Annotated in this window: 19 protein-coding genes and 2 pseudogenes; 5 read left to right on the forward strand and 16 right to left on the reverse strand. The window is 55.2% G+C overall.

Annotated features, from left to right (window positions below; all coding sequences use genetic code 11):
- Positions 1 to 142 precede the first annotated feature (142 nt).
- The 4 genes from Q1B21_RS17230 to Q1B21_RS17245 all read right to left on the reverse strand — a co-directional run bounded on the left by Q1B21_RS17230 (position 143) and on the right by Q1B21_RS17245 (position 4195).
- Positions 143 to 1603, reverse strand: coding sequence for an NAD(P)/FAD-dependent oxidoreductase (locus tag Q1B21_RS17230; protein ID WP_299891364.1), 1461 nt, complete (start codon positions 1601 to 1603; stop codon positions 143 to 145).
- A 15-nt stretch (positions 1604 to 1618) separates the two neighbouring features.
- Positions 1619 to 2884, reverse strand: coding sequence for an FAD-binding protein (locus Q1B21_RS17235; RefSeq protein WP_299891366.1), 1266 nt, complete (start codon positions 2882 to 2884; stop codon positions 1619 to 1621).
- 197 nt (positions 2885 to 3081) lie between these two features.
- A complete protein-coding gene (locus tag Q1B21_RS17240) occupies positions 3082 to 3414 on the reverse strand; it encodes a Nif11-like leader peptide family RiPP precursor (RefSeq protein WP_298934713.1) in 333 nt (110 codons plus the stop codon).
- A gap of 451 nt (positions 3415 to 3865) precedes the next feature.
- Positions 3866 to 4195: a Nif11-like leader peptide family RiPP precursor gene (locus Q1B21_RS17245; RefSeq protein WP_299891370.1), complete on the reverse strand. Its 330-nt coding sequence runs from the start codon at positions 4193 to 4195 to the stop codon at positions 3866 to 3868.
- A 334-nt stretch (positions 4196 to 4529) separates the two neighbouring features.
- Here Q1B21_RS17245 and Q1B21_RS17250 point away from each other — a divergent pair.
- From Q1B21_RS17250 to Q1B21_RS17270, 5 genes and pseudogenes are all read left to right on the forward strand, one after another.
- Positions 4530 to 4658, forward strand: a pseudogene (locus Q1B21_RS17250) (zinc transporter); the annotation flags it as partial.
- A 153-nt stretch (positions 4659 to 4811) separates the two neighbouring features.
- Complete coding sequence (locus Q1B21_RS17255; protein WP_299891373.1) at positions 4812 to 5936, forward strand: GTP-binding protein; 1125 nt, start codon at positions 4812 to 4814, stop codon at positions 5934 to 5936.
- Positions 5929 to 7143 (forward strand): GTP-binding protein, encoded by a 1215-nt coding sequence (locus Q1B21_RS17260; RefSeq protein WP_299891376.1) that lies wholly within the window; start codon positions 5929 to 5931, stop codon positions 7141 to 7143. Before Q1B21_RS17255 ends, Q1B21_RS17260 begins: the two co-directional genes overlap by 8 nt.
- Entirely contained in the window at positions 7140 to 7775 is a 636-nt protein-coding gene (locus Q1B21_RS17265) for a DUF1826 domain-containing protein (protein ID WP_299891379.1), read from the forward strand. The genes Q1B21_RS17260 and Q1B21_RS17265 overlap by 4 nt, the downstream gene beginning before the upstream one ends.
- A 62-nt stretch (positions 7776 to 7837) precedes the next feature.
- Positions 7838 to 8151: pseudogene (locus Q1B21_RS17270) on the forward strand (hypothetical protein); the annotation flags it as partial.
- Between the two features lie 144 nt (positions 8152 to 8295).
- Here Q1B21_RS17270 and Q1B21_RS17275 read toward each other — a convergent pair.
- The 12 genes from Q1B21_RS17275 to Q1B21_RS17330 all read right to left on the reverse strand — a co-directional run bounded on the left by Q1B21_RS17275 (position 8296) and on the right by Q1B21_RS17330 (position 17302).
- On the reverse strand, positions 8296 to 9030 hold the full coding sequence (locus Q1B21_RS17275) for a peptidase (protein WP_299891382.1): 735 nt from the start codon (positions 9028 to 9030) through the stop codon (positions 8296 to 8298).
- 48 nt (positions 9031 to 9078) lie between these two features.
- Positions 9079 to 9876, reverse strand: a complete 798-nt coding sequence (locus Q1B21_RS17280; RefSeq protein WP_299891385.1) for a transglutaminase family protein — start codon at positions 9874 to 9876, stop codon at positions 9079 to 9081.
- Positions 9877 to 9888: 12 nt separating this feature from the next.
- On the reverse strand, positions 9889 to 10830 hold the full coding sequence (locus tag Q1B21_RS17285; RefSeq protein ID WP_298934696.1) for an alpha-E domain-containing protein: 942 nt from the start codon (positions 10828 to 10830) through the stop codon (positions 9889 to 9891).
- Between the two features lie 4 nt (positions 10831 to 10834).
- On the reverse strand, positions 10835 to 12262 hold the full coding sequence (locus Q1B21_RS17290; protein ID WP_299891389.1) for a circularly permuted type 2 ATP-grasp protein: 1428 nt from the start codon (positions 12260 to 12262) through the stop codon (positions 10835 to 10837).
- 57 nt (positions 12263 to 12319) lie between these two features.
- A complete protein-coding gene (locus Q1B21_RS17295) occupies positions 12320 to 13099 on the reverse strand; it encodes a transglutaminase family protein (RefSeq protein WP_299891392.1) in 780 nt (259 codons plus the stop codon).
- Positions 13100 to 13322: 223 nt separating this feature from the next.
- On the reverse strand, positions 13323 to 13982 hold the full coding sequence (locus Q1B21_RS17300; RefSeq protein WP_299891395.1) for a DUF2461 domain-containing protein: 660 nt from the start codon (positions 13980 to 13982) through the stop codon (positions 13323 to 13325).
- 21 nt (positions 13983 to 14003) lie between these two features.
- Complete coding sequence (locus tag Q1B21_RS17305; RefSeq protein WP_299891398.1) at positions 14004 to 14348, reverse strand: TfoX/Sxy family protein; 345 nt, start codon at positions 14346 to 14348, stop codon at positions 14004 to 14006.
- Entirely contained in the window at positions 14348 to 14746 is a 399-nt protein-coding gene (locus Q1B21_RS17310) for an MAPEG family protein (RefSeq protein ID WP_299891401.1), read from the reverse strand. The genes Q1B21_RS17305 and Q1B21_RS17310 overlap by 1 nt, the downstream gene beginning before the upstream one ends.
- A gap of 25 nt (positions 14747 to 14771) precedes the next feature.
- Positions 14772 to 15158, reverse strand: coding sequence for a VOC family protein (locus Q1B21_RS17315; RefSeq protein ID WP_298934691.1), 387 nt, complete (start codon positions 15156 to 15158; stop codon positions 14772 to 14774).
- A 68-nt stretch (positions 15159 to 15226) separates the two neighbouring features.
- The gene (locus tag Q1B21_RS17320) at positions 15227 to 16462 is read right to left on the reverse strand and encodes a sigma-70 family RNA polymerase sigma factor (protein WP_299891405.1); all 1236 of its coding nucleotides are present in this window, start codon (positions 16460 to 16462) and stop codon (positions 15227 to 15229) included.
- A 3-nt stretch (positions 16463 to 16465) separates the two neighbouring features.
- Positions 16466 to 16837 carry a YciI family protein gene (locus tag Q1B21_RS17325; RefSeq protein ID WP_299891408.1) on the reverse strand — a complete coding sequence of 124 codons (372 nt, stop codon included), beginning with the start codon at positions 16835 to 16837 and terminating at the stop codon, positions 16466 to 16468.
- 213 nt (positions 16838 to 17050) lie between these two features.
- Complete coding sequence (locus Q1B21_RS17330; protein WP_299891411.1) at positions 17051 to 17302, reverse strand: hypothetical protein; 252 nt, start codon at positions 17300 to 17302, stop codon at positions 17051 to 17053.
- Between the last annotated feature and the right edge of the window lie 32 nt (positions 17303 to 17334).

The raw sequence follows: 17334 nt of genomic DNA on the forward strand, positions 1-17334 counted from the left end.
AGTTTGTAAAGGGCGGAGCACATCCGCCCTTTTTTATGACCCAAGAATAGACTCTGCCTCGGGTTGCAAAACTCAATGCGTCTCCGTCAGAGCCAAAGCCCGACATCGGCCACCAGCTACTCGATAACTGGTTCACCTCTACTCAGGCATCCGAGGCGGCGAGCGGGCGTGTATGCGGCGTGTGAGCAGGCATGATCCATTCGCCACGCTCATCGATTGCCAACAAATTGCGGATCGCAGGGAGGGCGGCAATGGGCGTCGCCTTTGGCGGGCCGTCATAAGCCAATTGATAGGAATTGTACCCGCGCATCATGGTCAGATTTCTCTGTGCCTGTGTGCGCAGGTCTGCGCCGGAACACGATGAGCCACCAACATTCAGACCACCGGGATTGTCCAATGTCTGGCCCCATTCCATAAGCACCCCGTTGCTGTTCTGCAACAAGGCGCGCAGCCAGCCGACATAATCCTGCGACCGCTTATCCATATCGTAGAGACCCGAAAGCCCAGCGTAGAACACGGAAAATTCTTGTCGCAGGCGGCTCTCGTATTCGGCCATGGCAATATCTTCCGGTACCGCACCAGAGAGCGTCGCCTTAATCGACCGGGCTGCCAACAGCGCTCCGTAGGTCGCCAGATGCACACCTGACGAAAGAAGCACATCTACGAAACAGGCGGCATCACCGATCTGCAGAACGCCCGGCGCGCTGAAAGCGTTGGATGCATAAGAGTAATCCGCGCACAGACTCACTTGATCGTAGGGCGTATGCTTTGCCGGTGTGGCATTGCGCAGCAGTTCGGTTATACGTGGGCATGTCGCAAGCCAGTTTGCCAAACCTGCTCGGGGGTCGACCCGCAGTTTGGCCAGGCAGTCGCGCGGCGTAACCACGCCCACGCTGGTCAATCCGTTGCGCAGGGGAATATACCACACCCAGGCTGTCCCATGCTCGGTTTCTAAGGTCTCGAAAAAGACGTTCCCATCCAGAGGAGCATCAAGGCGCCCCCCGCCGGTCCAGTATCCCCAAACCGCCACTTTACGAAAGAACTGCGAATGCTCGCGCGCATCCAATTCCGGGATATTCAGGCGCATCTGTCCAGTGGCATTCACAACAAATCGAGCACGCAACGTATTTTGCTTACCGCTTTCTCGGTGGGAGTAGGTCACGCTGCGACCTTGCTGGGTGTTACCGTCGCCGACAGAAACTGCGTCATACCCTCGGCGCAGCGTTGCGCCGCAATTCTGCGCGCTGGACAGAAGGATTTCATCAAAGCTTGCGCGATCAACATTGAGGGCAACAGGGGGATCGTCGGCTTGGTCGGGGCCGAAGGCGAGGGTCCAGATGTCCTGTTTGTCAGCGCCCCAGCAGAATGTGGCCCCGCGCTTCGCAGTATAGGCTTCGGCATCGACGGCGTCCTGTGCACCGATCAGGGGCAAGACTTGTCGCAGCGTGGCTGGCAACAATGATTCACCGATGCGGTAACGCGGCCCGGTATCACGTTCAAGAAGGACGGTGGACAGACCAGCCTTGGCGCACAGACCTGCCATCACCGATCCGGCGGGGCCACCCCCAATCACCGCGACATCTGCTGTTTCCACTTCGTCCATTTTCGCCTCTCAAACCTAACCGGGCTGTGTATTCAAAACACGCTGCGTGGCAGCAGCAAGCCTGCGAATCTGAGCAACGGTTACAGGCTCCGTCTCTTTCGATCGCTGCAACTCCCCGATATTCAAAAGGTCTTGCGGATCATACTTGTTCTTCAAAGCACAAAACTTCGCCCAAGTCTCTGCGTCGTAATAGTCCGCATAGTCTAGCGACCGGCTCAGATTCTCGGCCTGTACGTAGAGGCGACCGCCTGCGTCAACAATGGATGAAACAAAGTCCTGCTCGGCTTCGACAAGCGCAGTTTCCACCTCCGGCTTGCCGATACCGCGGCAAAGCGCCATCACCCCCATAAGGACAAAGTCTTCGTCCCTCGGGTACAGCAGCGGGGGCACTGGCGCACGTCGCTTGACAAGATACCGGAAGCCGATGGGCACTCCATTCAGCGATGGGCCGACCCAACCGCCACTGGGTTCAAGCGTAGCGGAATGCCGGTTGGTCCAATCTCCGAGCAACGACCAGAATCGACCTTCTTCGTCGATCGGAACCATGGCCGAGAACCAATAAAGCCAGTCGATGCCATCCGCCCCCGGCAGATCATTTGTTTCGGATGGGTTGAGCGGATTGGTGACCGGAATTTTGCCCGATTGACCAACCGCAAATTGATTGGTGACGCCCGGAATGGCCTGAAGCCGTAAGGTGACATCCAGGACCAAACCAAATTGTCCCATTGCGGCAAATATCCAATAAAAATCCGAGTCTTCTGGCGTCAAATTATGCAGCTCGCCGCAGCCATCAATCAGAGTAAGAGCCTCAACATGGGCCCAAAAGCCGCCATGTGTTTCCGAGATTGAGACGTAACCGTCATTGGACTCGCCGCGCGTTGCGGCCTCTCGGGTGGTTGGTGGCACGCGCAATCCCATGCCTCCGGCGTTGACATAGCCACCCAAAGTCGGGCCGGCCCATCCACCATTAAAAACCGGCAAGCTCGCTCCATGAGCGGCTACGAAATCGCGGATATCCCACATGATCGCACCGCACCCGACCCGCAGAAGGTCGGGTTCCACAACTTCGAACTGGTCAAGGCCATGGGTCAGAAACAGCGTTTCTCCTCTTCTGGGCAGGCTTGCGCCACTCAGACTATGGCCGCTGCCCCGTACACGCAGCCGGTGGCCACGAGTGAGTTCCTCGCGCCATTGCGAGATGGCTTCCGCAGCAGACTGGGGCGCGCGCAGAGATGGTTCGAGTGGCGAAAGATATAGTTTTCCGTAATCAGCGAGCGGCATAGTGAGTCTTTTTGTTGATGTCTGACAGAACGCAATTGAAAGGCCGCCTCTTGCCAGACTGATTTGGGTCGCGCGATCCGCTCCGAGGCAGGTCCCAACGCTGGAACGTCTCGTTGTCGCGTAACAAAATACCCTCCGGACAATTGCCCGAAGGGTCGCGTTGAAATTTAGCAGGTCCCGAAGGCTGCACCAATGTACTACCAGCCACTGCCAGATGTCGTAGAGGTGACCGCGGCAGCGCTCCCGACTACCGCAGCCGAGGCTGCGGACACAGCTACAGCCGCGGCTGCCGCGGTGGTTGTCACGACGCCGCCGGCAACCTTTTCCAGATCATCTTCGCCAAGCTCGCCATCGGCCTGGAGTTCCTCCTGGAAGGCACTCATGTCGTCCTTGGTCCAATTCAAACCCATGGAGGCCGCATGTTCGATCTGGCCGTCCAGATCGGTGGCGCCGATTTCCTTGGCCTTGGCGCGCAATTCAGGATCTGCGGCGCAACGGCGGGCATATTCCTTCAGATTTTCAACACTCATGCTAAACCTCCCATCGACATCAACGCCGCCATGCTCATTCCTGCAATCGGAGTTGTTCATAAACAGCCGCTTTCGCAAACACCGGCCATGTTGGCGCGCGGACCTGTGTCGCTATAGTTGTGCAGAACAAGCAATAAAAATCAAGCAACGGTTGTGGCGAGTAGAGTAAGTACCATCAGTACGCCGATCTGGCATTGCCAGGTCGCTCCTGCTGCCCATTTCAAATAGCAGGTGGCCTTGACCGCACTAGCAACTAAGCCAAACCTGAAGCCCTCCCGAAATCATTGCCTAGGCAATATGGGTTCAATCCCGGCACGTCGGACGTCGAGCGACTTCTAGCTGCGCGTGGAGCCATCGTTAGCAGTTAAGCGATCAATCTCTGGGGAACCAAACGGTCCCCCAGCTTGGATCTTGCATACAACGCAATCGGCCCAAAGGCTGCGCCAATCTGTTACCAGCCGCTGCCGCTTGTTGTGGTGGTGACTGCAGTCGCGGTTCCAACCACTGCGGCGGCCGCGGAAACAACTGCCGCTGCCGCTGCTGCGGTGGTGGTCACGACGCCGCCGGCAACTTTCTCAAGGTCATCTTCGCCAAGCTCGCCATCGGCCTGAATCTCTTCTTGGTAGGCATTCATGTCGTCCTTTGTCCACGTCAGACCCATGGATGCGGCATGTGCGATCTGGCCGTCCAAATCAGTGGCGCCGATTTCCTTGGCCTTGGCGCGCAATTCAGCATCTGCGGCGCAACGACGGGCATATTCCTTCAGGTTTTCAACGCTCATGCTAGACCTCCCATTGATATCAACGCCACCATTCCCAATCAAGGAATCGACGCTATCGATCGCGCCGCCGTTTTCCCGAACACCGGCCATGATGGCGTACAGGCCCGTGTCGCTATAGTTGTGCAGAACAAGCGACAAAAAATCAAGCAACGGTTGACACAAAAGGAAATAGAGTACCGTATTTGGCGTTGCACGTCGCTCGGAGTGCTAGTGACCCGCAGATAACCCGGTCAAGTCAGGCAAACAACTTGGCAATACCCGACGACCACGAGGAAGATGCGGAGCGCGAAGACGACATCGCGCGTGACGAGCGCGACGCTTAAACCTGTTCGGCGGCGGCAGCTTCATTATGTTCCACGACGCAACTCAGTGTTTCGCGGGCACGTTCGACTTCCCTGCTTCGGGTGCAATTTCAGCCCGAGACACATCCGACCGCCGCCCGGCGCGTATTGCCGAAGTTCAAGTATCAATGGTGTCCCTGACGCCCTCAGTTTGAGCACTCCTACATCGCTTGGCCGCCATTTTTCTCGATTTCAGCCGCCACGATGAATTGGGCTTTTCGGCCTTTCGTTTAAAATTATGTTATGATATCACATAATAACAAATGGAGATGGCAGTGTTTTCCTATGCAGCAAATGGCGCCGATGACACAACGGATTGGCGGATACCAGTTACCGTTCTGACAGGCTTCCTCGGAGCGGGCAAGACGACGCTATTGAACGCAGCGCTGACCGAGATTTCCGCCGGAAAAATCGCAGTCATTGTGAATGAATTCGGCGAAGCTGGATTGGACCACGATCTGATCGAGTCCGTTGAAGACGAGATCGTGTTGATGCAATCCGGCTGCCTATGTTGCTCCATTCGAGGAGACTTGTCCGGCACAATAGCAAACTTAGTCGAACGGCGAGATGACGGAAGCCTAAGATTTGAACGGATCATCATCGAAACGACCGGGCTAGCTAACCCTAGCCCAATTCTCCAGACACTCTTGGTCGACCCCGACCTGGCACGGACCACCCGCATGGACGGGTTGATCACCGTCGTTGATGCGGCCAATGGGCCCGCAACACTGGACGCGCAGTTCGAAGCCGTTTCGCAAGTTGCGATGGCTGATCTCATTCTGTTCAGTAAGACGGATCTAGTCACACCTACGGCAGCAGACGCGTTTGAAAACCGTCTAAGTGGCCTGAACCCTACGGCGCAGATCGAACGACCGATTGATGGTCGTTTCAAGCTCGAAAAGCTGTGGGGCCGGAGCGGCCTACGCAAGAACATAGAGCCGAAAGATGTGATTGCGTGGACAACACCTGATTCACCTCCTGAACTAGCCCCACTGAACGACCTCTCAAGCATCTCCAAACCCAAGTTGTCGCCCTTGGTGATGTCGCCACATGATATACGGATAAGCTCGGCTTCGATTGTGTTGGACGCGCCGTTGAAAGACGTGGCTTTTGACCTTTGGCTGGACACGCTGATTGCGCTCCGAGGGCCAGACATTCTGCGCGTCAAAGGCATCGTCTTTCTGGAAGGCGTCGAAACGCCATTTGTCTTCCATGGCGTTCAGCACATATTCGACCCGCCGGTCCCGATGAAGAACTGGAACGGCGGAGACCACCGCTCGCGCATTGTGGTCTTTGCCCGAGACCTCAACCGCCCCGAGTTGCAGCGAAGCCTCGACATGCTGCGTGCCCATCAGCCAGAAATCGCCACAAAAGAGGAAGTGTTTCTTAACCATGATTGATACCCGTCTTCCCGTCACCGTATTGTCCGGTTTCCTTGGGGCCGGAAAAACCACCCTGTTGAATCGCGTGCTTAACAACCGCGAAGGCAGGCGCGTCGCTGTAATCGTTAATGATATGTCCGAGGTGAATATCGACGCCGACCTTGTGCGTGCGGAGACTGAGCTGAGCCGCACCGACGAGACCCTGGTCGAGATGTCCAACGGCTGTATCTGCTGTACTCTCCGCGACGACCTGCTAGCTGAAGTAAGACGCCTGGCGTCTGAAGGAAGGTTCGACTATTTGCTAATCGAGTCAACCGGCATCTCTGAGCCGTTGCCGGTCGCAGCTACCTTTGACTTCCGTGATGAAGACGATAAGAGCCTGTCTGATGTCGCCCGCCTCGACACTATGGTTACTGTTGTGGATGCGGTGAACTTGCTCAACGACTTTTCCAGCCATGATTTTCTAAGCGACCGTGGCGAAACACTTGGGGAAGAGGACGAACGCACGCTGGTCCATCTTCTGACCGACCAAATTGAATTTGCAGATGTCGTGGTTCTCAACAAGGTGGAAGACGCGGGTCCCGAACGCACCGATGCCGCGCGCAAGATCATTCGCAGCCTGAATGCCGACGCCCAAATCATCGAGACGAACCATTCCGAGGTTGCAAGTTCAGCGATCCTGGATACCGGGCTATTCGACTTTGATGTCGCCCACGAACATCCGATGTGGGCAAAGGAGCTTTACGGCTTTGCCGACCACGTTCCGGAAACGGAAGAATATGGTGTTTCTTCATTCGTATACCGTGCCCGCCGACCTTTTGAGCCAGAGAAAATTCTGAACGTGCTGAACGGCGAAATGCCCGGTGTCATCCGCGCCAAAGGTCATTTCTGGATCGCATCCAGACCTGCTTGGGTTGCCGAGTTCTCGCTTGCTGGCGCGCTATCGAGCGTTAAGCCAATCGGAACCTGGTGGGCATCGGTGCCAAAGGAAAGATGGCCAGAGCATGCGTCGGCCCAAAACTACATCAAACAGCATTGGGCGGAACCCTGGGGCGACCGGCGACAAGAAATTGTATTCATTGGCGCCGGTATCGATTGGCCAGTTTTGAATTCAAAGCTAAACGCCTGCCTCCTGCCCGAATCCCTTGCCTCAAGCCCTGATAACCTTCCAGAAGACTTACCCGATCCATTCCCCCTGTGGCGTCGTGTTGAGGATGCCGCATGAGCTACGTCCAAACTGAAATCAAAAACGCAGCTGTAGGAGTTGGCGTCAGTGACACACCAGACGGGTTGGCGAAGATTGCAATGCCCGGTTGTGCAGCAACAATCTGGCGCCGTCAGCTAACCTCAGACTTTCAGACATGGATCGATACGCTGGATCCATTGAAACTGCCAAAAGCACGCCTCGTTCTGCGCCCAGAAGCTGTGAAAGACAAAGTGAGGCATCTGTTTGAAATCGCGGGTATGGAAGATGTCACTGAACGCGCGTGGCTTGAAGAGGATATCTCGGACCTAGCCGCGCGTTTTGCGGAAGTGATGCGCGCACCATATCTTCGCCTTCGCCTGGACGCGATCACCACAAACGCGTGCCGCAAATTCCACGTAGATGCGATCTATGCCCGATTGAGCTGCACTTATCGGGGTACGGGAACTCAATATGGCATTTCGCTGGACGGCGAAGACCCAAAACGGGTCTTCACTGTTGGCACCGGATCGCCAATGGTCATGCGCGGGACGCATTGGCCGCAGAACCCGCCCTCTGGTCTGCTGCACCGCTCGCCACCTATCTCAGGTACGGGCGAAACACGCCTGGTTATTGTGATTGACCCGATCTTCGATGCCGATGAGGCCCAGTGATGGGGCGCAACCTTGGCCAGATAAAACTCCGAGAGCGGCCCCGCAGAGATTACTCAATGCGCGAATACCTTTGGCCGGGACGGTTTCATGAGCACCTGCACATCTTGACCCGCCAGTATGCACGGAATGTCCGAGACCGAGTGAAGTCTATTGGACTTGAGACGAGCGCATACGGAACGCATTCTAGGAGACGAACCAAGGTAACTCAGATATACAAGAAACGGGCCATCTATGCGCTGTGCAACTTCTAATTGGTTACACGAAAACGGACAGCACAGTACAGGATCTTGAGGTTGACCACTGCCATCGACACTGCGGTGCGGCTTTCCTAAGGCAGACGTTGGTCAAGGGTGCAGAAGTTCAGCTCACTATATGAGCGTCAAGTCGACAACATTTGCGGTCCCTTTGGCCTTCTGATGATTGCTCCAAAATTCCACCGATCCCAGCAATTCGATCTAGTTCAAGTTGCAAAGACCTCGTCGCATCTCTTTGCGACGCGACACTCCCTGCTAACCAGAGCCTATCGAGCCTTGTAACTCGGCAACTGCATAAGAGCATTGCGTAACGCATCGCTCCAACCGGTAGAAACGGCTTGGTAATACTCATCATCAGCCTCGATCCGCGGGCTATTGATAACGTCAAAGCTGTCCTTAGCGTAAACCTGAAGATCAAGCGGTAACCCTACGGATAAGTTCGCCTTGATTGTTGAATCGAAGGAGACGATCAGCAGTTTGATGGTATCTTCGAAACTCATGTCGGGGTCGTAGGCTCTTACGAGAATGGGTTTACCGTATTTGGCTTCACCAATCTGAAAGAAAGGGTTGTCATCGGTGATTTCGATAAAGTTGCCTTCGGGATAGATCATGAACAATGTTGGTGCGCCGCCTTTAACTTGGCCGCCCAGAATAACCGATGCTTTGAATTTCGATGATGCTTCCTGCCCATCCGGCCTGCTGTCGCTGATCACCTCTTTCAAAGTGGCCCCGACCAGGCGTGCGATCTGAAACATCGTCGGCAACTCAAGAAGCGTCGGGTTGCGCTCGGCGACGACTTTGGATCGCTCATCAAGAAGACTCACCAAGGCTTGCGTGGTGGCAAGATTGCCTGCAGTCATCAATGTAATGACCCTTTCGCCCGGAACACTCCACGTGAACATTTTCTTCGTGACGGAGAAGTTGTCGACGCCCGCGTTTGTGCGAGTATCTGACATAAAGACCAAGCCTTTGTTCAGGCGAAGTCCAACGCAGTAAGTCATTATCTTGGTCCAGTATGGAATAGAAACAGCGAAGTGATGGCACCGTATCTATTGCTGAATCTGCAGTGACACAATCATCGATTCAGCAGAAGGCCCAAGGCGGACTCCCGTAATGGGCGCTGCCTCGCGTGAATCAAGGCCAGTCGCGATCCTGACATAGCGTTCATCCGGCGAAATGCCGTTGGAAACGTCAAATCCAACCCATCCAAGACCATCGATATGCGCTTCGGCCCATGCATGGCTGGCCTCTTGCTCGACCCTGTCGTTCATCATCAGGTAGCCGCTGACATATCGCGCTGGAACACCCGCAGTACGGGCTGCCGAGATGAAGATCTGCGCGTGATCCTGACACACGCCGCCGCCGGCTGCGAGGGCCTCTTCTGCACTGGTCCCTGCCTCTGTGTCTGCCTCGCCATAAGGAACGGCCAACAGAACAGCCTTTGACAGCTCGTGTAGATCGCTCAGTATATCGGCATCGCCACGAATACACTTGGCAAGCTTTCGAATGCCCTTTCCTGCAATCGTGCGAGGTGTGCTTTGGACAAAGTGCCAAAGGGGTGCAGCTCCATACACTTTACCGAATATCCCGTCGGATGAGTGTGTCTCTACTTCGCCGGAGACCTGAACACAGACCTCGGTTGCGCCGGGTTCGGCCTGAACCAACACTGTCTGGTTTTGGTATTGATCCTGAAAAGTCAGCTCTTGCGCCCCACCCGAGATCTCAACATTCCAGTCCAGAACCGTTTGGTTTTGGTTGGTGGCAGGGGTCAACCTAACCTGCTGCAAGCCATATGAGACCGGGACGTCATAAGAGTAACTTGTCGTATGTGTGATTTTCAGCTTCATGGTGCCAGATGCCTATCCAATGAACCTATAGTCTTGCTCGATCTGCTGCCCGATAGCGTTGTTGTCGCGGATAAATGCTGTGATGAATTGATGCAGACCTTCGTCAAAAATAGTGTCAATCGTTTGCTGGCGAAGCTTATCGCGTTGGGCATCAATCATTTCATGACAAGGCAAGCGGATACCATAATCTTTGGCCAGATAGTTTAGGTTCTCTTCCAGAATTCGACTGCAAAAGGACAGCGAACGCGGGAAGCGACTGTCAAGAATAAGAAATTCGGCAACCGCCGCCGGCGTCATCTCATCGCTGTTGAGCCATCGAAACGACCGGTGTGCAGAAACCGACCGGAGAATGGTTTCCCATTGCACATTGTCCAGCGCAGAACCGACAAAACTAGCTGTCGGCAGCAGCGTGTAGTATTTTACATCTATGATCCGTGCTGTGTTGTCAGCCCGTTCCAACACCGTACCAATTTGGGTGAAATCATAGATATCATTGCGCAGCATCGTACCTTGCATAGCTCCACGGACCAAGGCGCTGTGGCGGCGGATCTCTCCTAAGACGGCGGGTAGTTCAGTCTCTCTAATGGGCTTCTTCAGCGCTTCCTTCAGACCCATCCAGCTTTCGTTAACGGCTTCCCAAACTTCGGTGGTCAAAGCTGTTCGAACCATTCGAGCGTTGGTCCGCGCTTTTTCAATGGCCGAGATTACGCTGGACGGGTTCGTGGTATCCCGCAGCAGAAAATCCACAACGTTCGCGGCCATATAGCCATCGTATTTCGCATCATAGCTGCTGCGAACCCCAGCAGTAGTCACGACGGATTTCCATTCCGAGGCAGGATCTTTTGACCGTGTTAAGGCAATGCGAAACCCTGCCTCCACAAGACGAGCCGTGTTTTCGCTGCGTTCCAAAAACCTAAACATCCAGTAGAGGCCACCAGCGGTTTTTCCAAGCATCTCGCTAGTCCTCCAGAACCCATGTGTCTTTGGTGCCGCCACCCTGGCTCGAATTGACAACCAGCGACCCATCCTTCAAGGCCACGCGCGTCAACCCGCCGGGTGTGATGCTGATGCCTTTGGGAGAAACAAGCACGAAGGGCCGTAAATCAACGTGCCGCGGAGCAAGCCCCTTTTTGGCAAAGATTGGCACTGTCGATAACGAGAGGGTCGGTTGGGCGATGTAATTTGACGGGTTCTTTTGAAGCTTGGCCGCAAAGCTTGTCAGCTCTTTCTTGCTTGCCGCAGGACCAACAAGCATCCCATAACCACCCGATCCATGCACCTCTTTGACGACCAACTCTGCCAGATGCTCGAGAACATAGGCAAGAGAGTCAGTCTCTGAACATCGCCAGGTCTGCACGTTCTTCAGGATTGCTTTTTCGCCGGTGTAGAATTCGACTATCTCAGGCATGTACGAATAAAGCGCCTTGTCGTCTGCGATCCCGGTCCCGGGCGCGTTGGCAATCGTGATGTTACCGGCGCGGTAGACATCCATAATACCGGGCACGCCCAACATGGATTCCGGCTTGAAGTTTAGTGGATCGAGGTAGTCGTCATCGACCCTGCGATAGAGCACATCAATGACTTTGTATCCCTCAGTCGTACGCATCGCGATATGACCATCGACCACCCGCAGGTCATGACCCTCAACCAGCTCAACCCCCATCTGATCGGCCAGAAAGGAGTGCTCAAAATATGCGCTGTTATGAATCCCGGGTGTCAGGATCGCCACAGTCGGCTTGCCGGTACAGTTGTCCGGCGCGCACGCGGCGAGCGAGCGCCGCAGGTTTTTTGGATAATCGCTTACCGGCTGAACCTTTATCTGGCTGAACAGCTCGGGGAACATCTGCAGCATCGTTTCCCGATTTTCGAGCATGTAAGACACGCCTGACGGTGTGCGCGCATTGTCTTCCAAAACAAAGAAATCATCTTCGCCAGTTCGGACAATATCGGTCCCAACAATATGGGTGTAGACACTGCCGGGCGGTGTGACGCCAATCATCTGCGGCAGAAACGCTTCGTTACGCGAAATCAGTTCGACGGGTACAACACCCGCCCGCAGAATTTCCTGCCGATGATAGATGTCGTGCAGGAACGCATTGATCGCTTGTACGCGCTGTTCGATCCCCTTGGACAACTTCGTCCATTCCCGGTTCGCAATAATACGCGGGATCAAATCAAACGGGATCAGACGTTCCTGAGCCGCAGCCTGACCGTAAACGTTAAATGTAATTCCCGTTCGTCGAAAGAACGCTTCAGCTTCTTTAGATTTTTTCGAAAGGCGCGTCGGATCTTCGTTCGCAAACCACTTTTGATACTCGGCGTACGGTACTCGCACGTTATCTGAACCCAAAAGCATCTCATCAAAGTATTGTCGTTCTGAAGGCATTCAAGCATGGTAGCGGTTGTGTACCAACTTGCAATACAGCGCGTCGTTTTCTGTGATTCATCCAAGGCGAGACACCTGAATTGACTGCTTAATAAGCTCCATACGGCCATAGGATGTCATAAACGACACGTCAGCGGCATCTCGACCGATACCGATGCGAACAATCTCAGATACCTGCGCCATGCCAGTTGGATCAACTAAATGCCACTGACCCCCAAGATAGACTTCGGCCACCGCATGAAAATCCTGAGGCACAACATCCGGAGCGTAGGCACTGACAAACCGTGCGGGAATCCCTACGGCGCGCGCCATACTTATTAGCACATGGGCGTAGTCCCGGCAGACACCCCGGCGCTTGGTAAAGCTGTCTATGGCGTTGGTTGAGGAGTCACTTGCACCATTGTCATAAATGAAATTGCGCTTAATCCATTCAGACATCGCGAGGACAACTTCACCGCCCGGCTCAACACCAAACCTCCTTTGCGAAAAGGTGATGAAATCTGATGGATTGCAATATCTTGACGGCATTAGGAATTTTGTCACATCGCCAGGTATCAAAGGAAGCGGAGTGACATGTAGAGTCCCCAGCTCTAAAGCCGGTCGGTCCACTAGAACGCATGTCTGATACAGGCATTCAAAACTACGCTCGACGTGGATCCACCGTCGTTGTCCAACTTGCTCTTCGCCCTGAACAATACGAGATGCAACTTCCGGCTGGATCGCAAATTCTGTGCCGGTACAATCCTGTTCGGCATCGGTCACAGCCTCAATCTGCAGCAGGAGATCGCAAGGCTGCTCTGCAGAATACAACAAATGTGTTTTGATGGAAATCTGCAAAACCTGCCTCGTTTTCGCGAAACCGCAAGAACATAATTTCCCACCAACAAATCGAGTTGTCGAGTTCGAAGTGTTTGGCTGCTGTGTAGAAGCCCGGTTACGAGAGGTCGGAACCAACCTTAAATTTAGCGCATCATCGGCTCAATCTCGACTTTAGCCGGTAGATACTTACGCCACAGCGCGGCCCGTCATACCGCCAATCGCTGAGTGCGCATAACTGGGGCTACTTGATCCGGGAAAGCAGCAGGAAAATCGGCATGAGCTCGGCAAACATGGTGGTTGTTCGTTTCGTCAGGTTCGGCTCGAGAACAAAGGCAGGGGACTCGGCGTCTATCCAAACCGAAAAGCCTTTGCGCCGCAACGCATCCTCATGGGGATGATCCTTATCAAAACCGGACGGAACACGTTTCAATTCCGGATCGCCGATCCGGAAACCCCGCCCTCGCATCTTAGTGGTGGTCTGGATCAACTCTGCCCCCAGAGGCCCCGCCATCGCATCACGGAAGACGTCCAACGCCCCTTTGTCATAGTGGAAAACCCCGCAACCGAGGGACAGTTTTTCAGGAGAGAGCCCAAAGAACCACATCGGCGGCTGAACCCCTGGCCCAGCCGACATAAAGGCAAGGTGCAGATGCGCGTTATAGGGTGTCTTGTCCTTAGAAAATCGAACATCGCGATAGATCCGAAAGATTTTGCTTCCGTGATCCTGTCCAGTCAGGTCACCCAGGGCTAACGCCATATCGTCGGCGAACTGCTTGCTGGGCGCTTTCAGGTGGGTCTCATAAGTCGCTTTGTTCGCCGCAAACCAATCTTTCGTGTTGTTGGCCTTCAGATCTTGCAGGAAACCAACCGCCTCAGGAGAGAAACAGTCAAATTGGGCCATACTATCCTCACTATCCTCCGTTCAGTCTTTTTTCCGTAACGCTGCGGCGTGTTCGAGGCAAAGGTGCAGCCAACGCAACAAAGCTTTGTCATCGCAATCTGGTTCATCCACACGAACAAAACCACCCAGTTTGCGGGTTCCGTGGATCACGGCGCGGGCCGTGTGGTCTTTCAAAGCGGCGCTCTCGTTCACCTTGCCCACCCGAAACATGAACCGTCCTACGCCGTCTTGGTGTCGCCGCGCACCGCAAAGCATGTTGCCGTTCAAAAAGAAGCACAGGCCGCCCATCATCCGCTTTTCGGAAATGCCCACATGCGCGGCCAAAGCCTCTCGCATGCGGGCGTTGAGCGTTTCATCCGCGGGCATCAGCTGGTCGTCCAGAGTTGCCAGAGGATCGCCAGCGCAAGCACCAACATGGTTAAGGTCGTGAGCGCCGCCCCAACCGCGCGCCCTTTGCCGTCCACAGAAGCACTGAGGCTAAAATAGTGGATCAGGCGCGCAAGCAGCAGCACTCCACCGCAGGCAGCGACCAGCCAAGGCGCGGTTCCCGCGATCTCTGCCCCTGCAAGGGCCAGCAAGGCAAGTGGGACGTACTCGATGAAGTTCCCATGTGCCCGCATCAGCCGCAACAAGCTCTCATCCTCGCCATGAAGCAAAGGAATCCCGGTCTTGGTACGACGCACGCCAACAGCAATGGCCATCGGAATGCTTATCAAAACAAAAACGGCTGTGACTACCAGCGCGATTTGCGGAAACTGTTCCATCTGATCTTTCCTTTCCAGATCAAACTCAGGACGCCATGCTTTCATAGGTGATCAGCGCGAACCGCGCGCCCTGGGGGTCCATCAGCGTGGTCATGCGGCCGACCCCCGGCATATCCATCGCGGACTGAACGACCCTAGCGCCCTTGGCCTCAGCTTTAGCGACGCTGGCATCCACGTCCGCCACGGTGAAAAAGATCGTCCAGCTTCCGTTATCCTCTGGCATTGGGGAGAAGCCACCAATGGCAGTTTCGCCCACGACAGCGGCAGAATAGCTTGACCCGTCCTGCATTGGCATGTCGTTGATGGTCCAGCCAAGCACCTCCTGATAGAACGCTTTGGCTTTGGCCTGATCGGGGCCAGAATGCCCGATCCATCCAGAGTTTCCGACAGTGGTCATCTCAAGAATACTCATGTGTATCTCCCTTGGTTACGCCCGCCACATACGAGTCTGATCCAAGGACGCGCGAAGCGAAGCGATCCCTACACGTTGCGCAAATTTTTATGGCTGATCGCGATTTTTTCCGTGATCGCAACACGTTCGAGGGCAGTTGGGCCGAGTGCCATCACGGTTTCAAAGGCAGTAATCGCTGACAGGTGATCCCCTGTTTCCTGCAAAAGCCCACCCCGCATTGCGTGAAACCAGCGATAGCTGGACAAATCCTGTGCCAATGGCTCCATCGCCTTTAACGCATGATGCGCGCCGTACAGCTTGGCCTGAGCGGCAATCTGGTTAAGTCGGACCACAGGCGTCGGTTGCAATGCATAGAGGGCAGCGTAGTGGCTTTCGATCGACGCCCAGTCCGTGTCCCCAGCCGAAGCCGCTTGGGCATGTGTCGCAGCGATTGCGGCCTGGACGATATAGACACCGTGATGACCAGTCCGCTTGGCCTTCTGCAAAAGGCCTGTCGCCTCGGCGATGTCCGCACGGTTCCAAAGGCCGCGATCCTGATCGTCCAACGCGACGAGCTTTCCGCCCCTGTCAATGCGCGCATGTCGCCGGGCGTGTTGAAACAGCAAAAGCGCCAGCAAGGCGGCCTGTTCTCCCATTGCCGGAAACAGTGCCGCAAGCAGACGGGCCAGTCGGATTGCTTCGTCGCACAAAGTAAGCTTGATTTGCTTAGGACCGGCCGAGGTCGACCACCCCTCACTGAACATCAGGTAGACCATCAAGGAAACTTCGCCCAACCGTGCGCCTCTTTCCGCCGGGCTTGGCGTTTCAAAGGCGACCGGGCTTAACGATATTTTCTTTTTGGCCCGTGTGATCCGCTGCTCCATGGTTTTGGGCTTGACCAGAAATCCGCTGGCAATCTCTTCCACGCTCAACCCCAGGACCACCCGCAGCGCAATGGCAATCTGGTCCCGTCGGTCGAGTTCCGGATGGCAGCATATGAACAGCAGCCGCAAAACGTCATCGCGCATCTCGTCCGGAGCCGGCGTTTCGGCGGGCATCGGCTGAAACTCCTCGATGTGGCGTGACAAGATTGCCGCACGGCGCTGTGATTTGCGGACATGATCAAGACCCGAGTTACGCGCGGTCGTCAGCAGCCACGCCAACGGATCCCGAGGTGCCCCGTCTTTGGGCCAGACCGTCAGCGCTTTGAGGCAAGCGTCGGCAAACGCCTCTTCGGCCATGTCGATATCCCGAAACAACCGGGTCAGGGCCGCGAGGGCACGCGGGCGGAGCAGGGCGAATGTGGCCTCAAGCCAGTCAGACATGACCTATTCCGACGAGATCGCGCCGCCAGCCCAGGCAACCGGTCGCACCTCAAGCCGTGCGACTGGGGATGAGATCATCTTGGCGTAGTCTAGTGCTTCATCAAGATCTTTGAAATCGGCGGCATAAAACCCAAGGAAATTCTCCTTCGTCTCGGCGAATGGGCCATCGGTGATCAGTGGCGCCGCGCCTTCAGATGGGGCTGGTTGGACCATCACGGCAGAGGTTGGAGGCATCAATTTCATCGACACGAACTCCCCCCGGTCTGCCAACGCCGATTGCAACGCGCCATGTCCCGACATCACTTCATCCTGGCGATCTTTGGGCAGCGCTTCGAACACGCCCGGTTCCCCATAGATTGTAATTGCGTAAATCATTTTCGCCTCCGTGCATTAGTCACATGGTGCAAGGACGCGCGAAGACATGCAAATCCGACAACCGACCCAATCCAGGCACTAACCAAATGTCTCGTGCTGAATCGCAACCTCCCCAAGCAGGCCTTGCTAGCAACGCGCAACGCTCAGGTGCGCCGCAGACCACAACACGGACAAGACCGACATCTTCAGTTCCGTTTTTGTATGTCTGGTTCACTAACGCGCCAAAAATGCGTTCTTCATCACTGTCGACAATTGAACAGTGGCCTCGGCCCTCTCTACGTTGTCGCTTCGCATCGCTTGCATCATGGCGCCTTCGACCAGGCCGTGCGCCATTGCGGCCATCATGGCGACATCTCCCTTCACGAATGTCCCTTCAGATATGCCCTCGGCATAGAAAGATCGGATCTGGTTTTGGATGCGGTCACCGGGCAGCGCGCCATCGCTATAAACTACATCCGTCGTCATTGTTAGCAGCCGCAAGAGTGAACCGTGTTGTT

It is taken from the genome of uncultured Ruegeria sp. (assembly GCF_947504215.1).
In the GTDB taxonomy this organism is placed as follows: Bacteria; Pseudomonadota; Alphaproteobacteria; order Rhodobacterales; family Rhodobacteraceae; genus Ruegeria.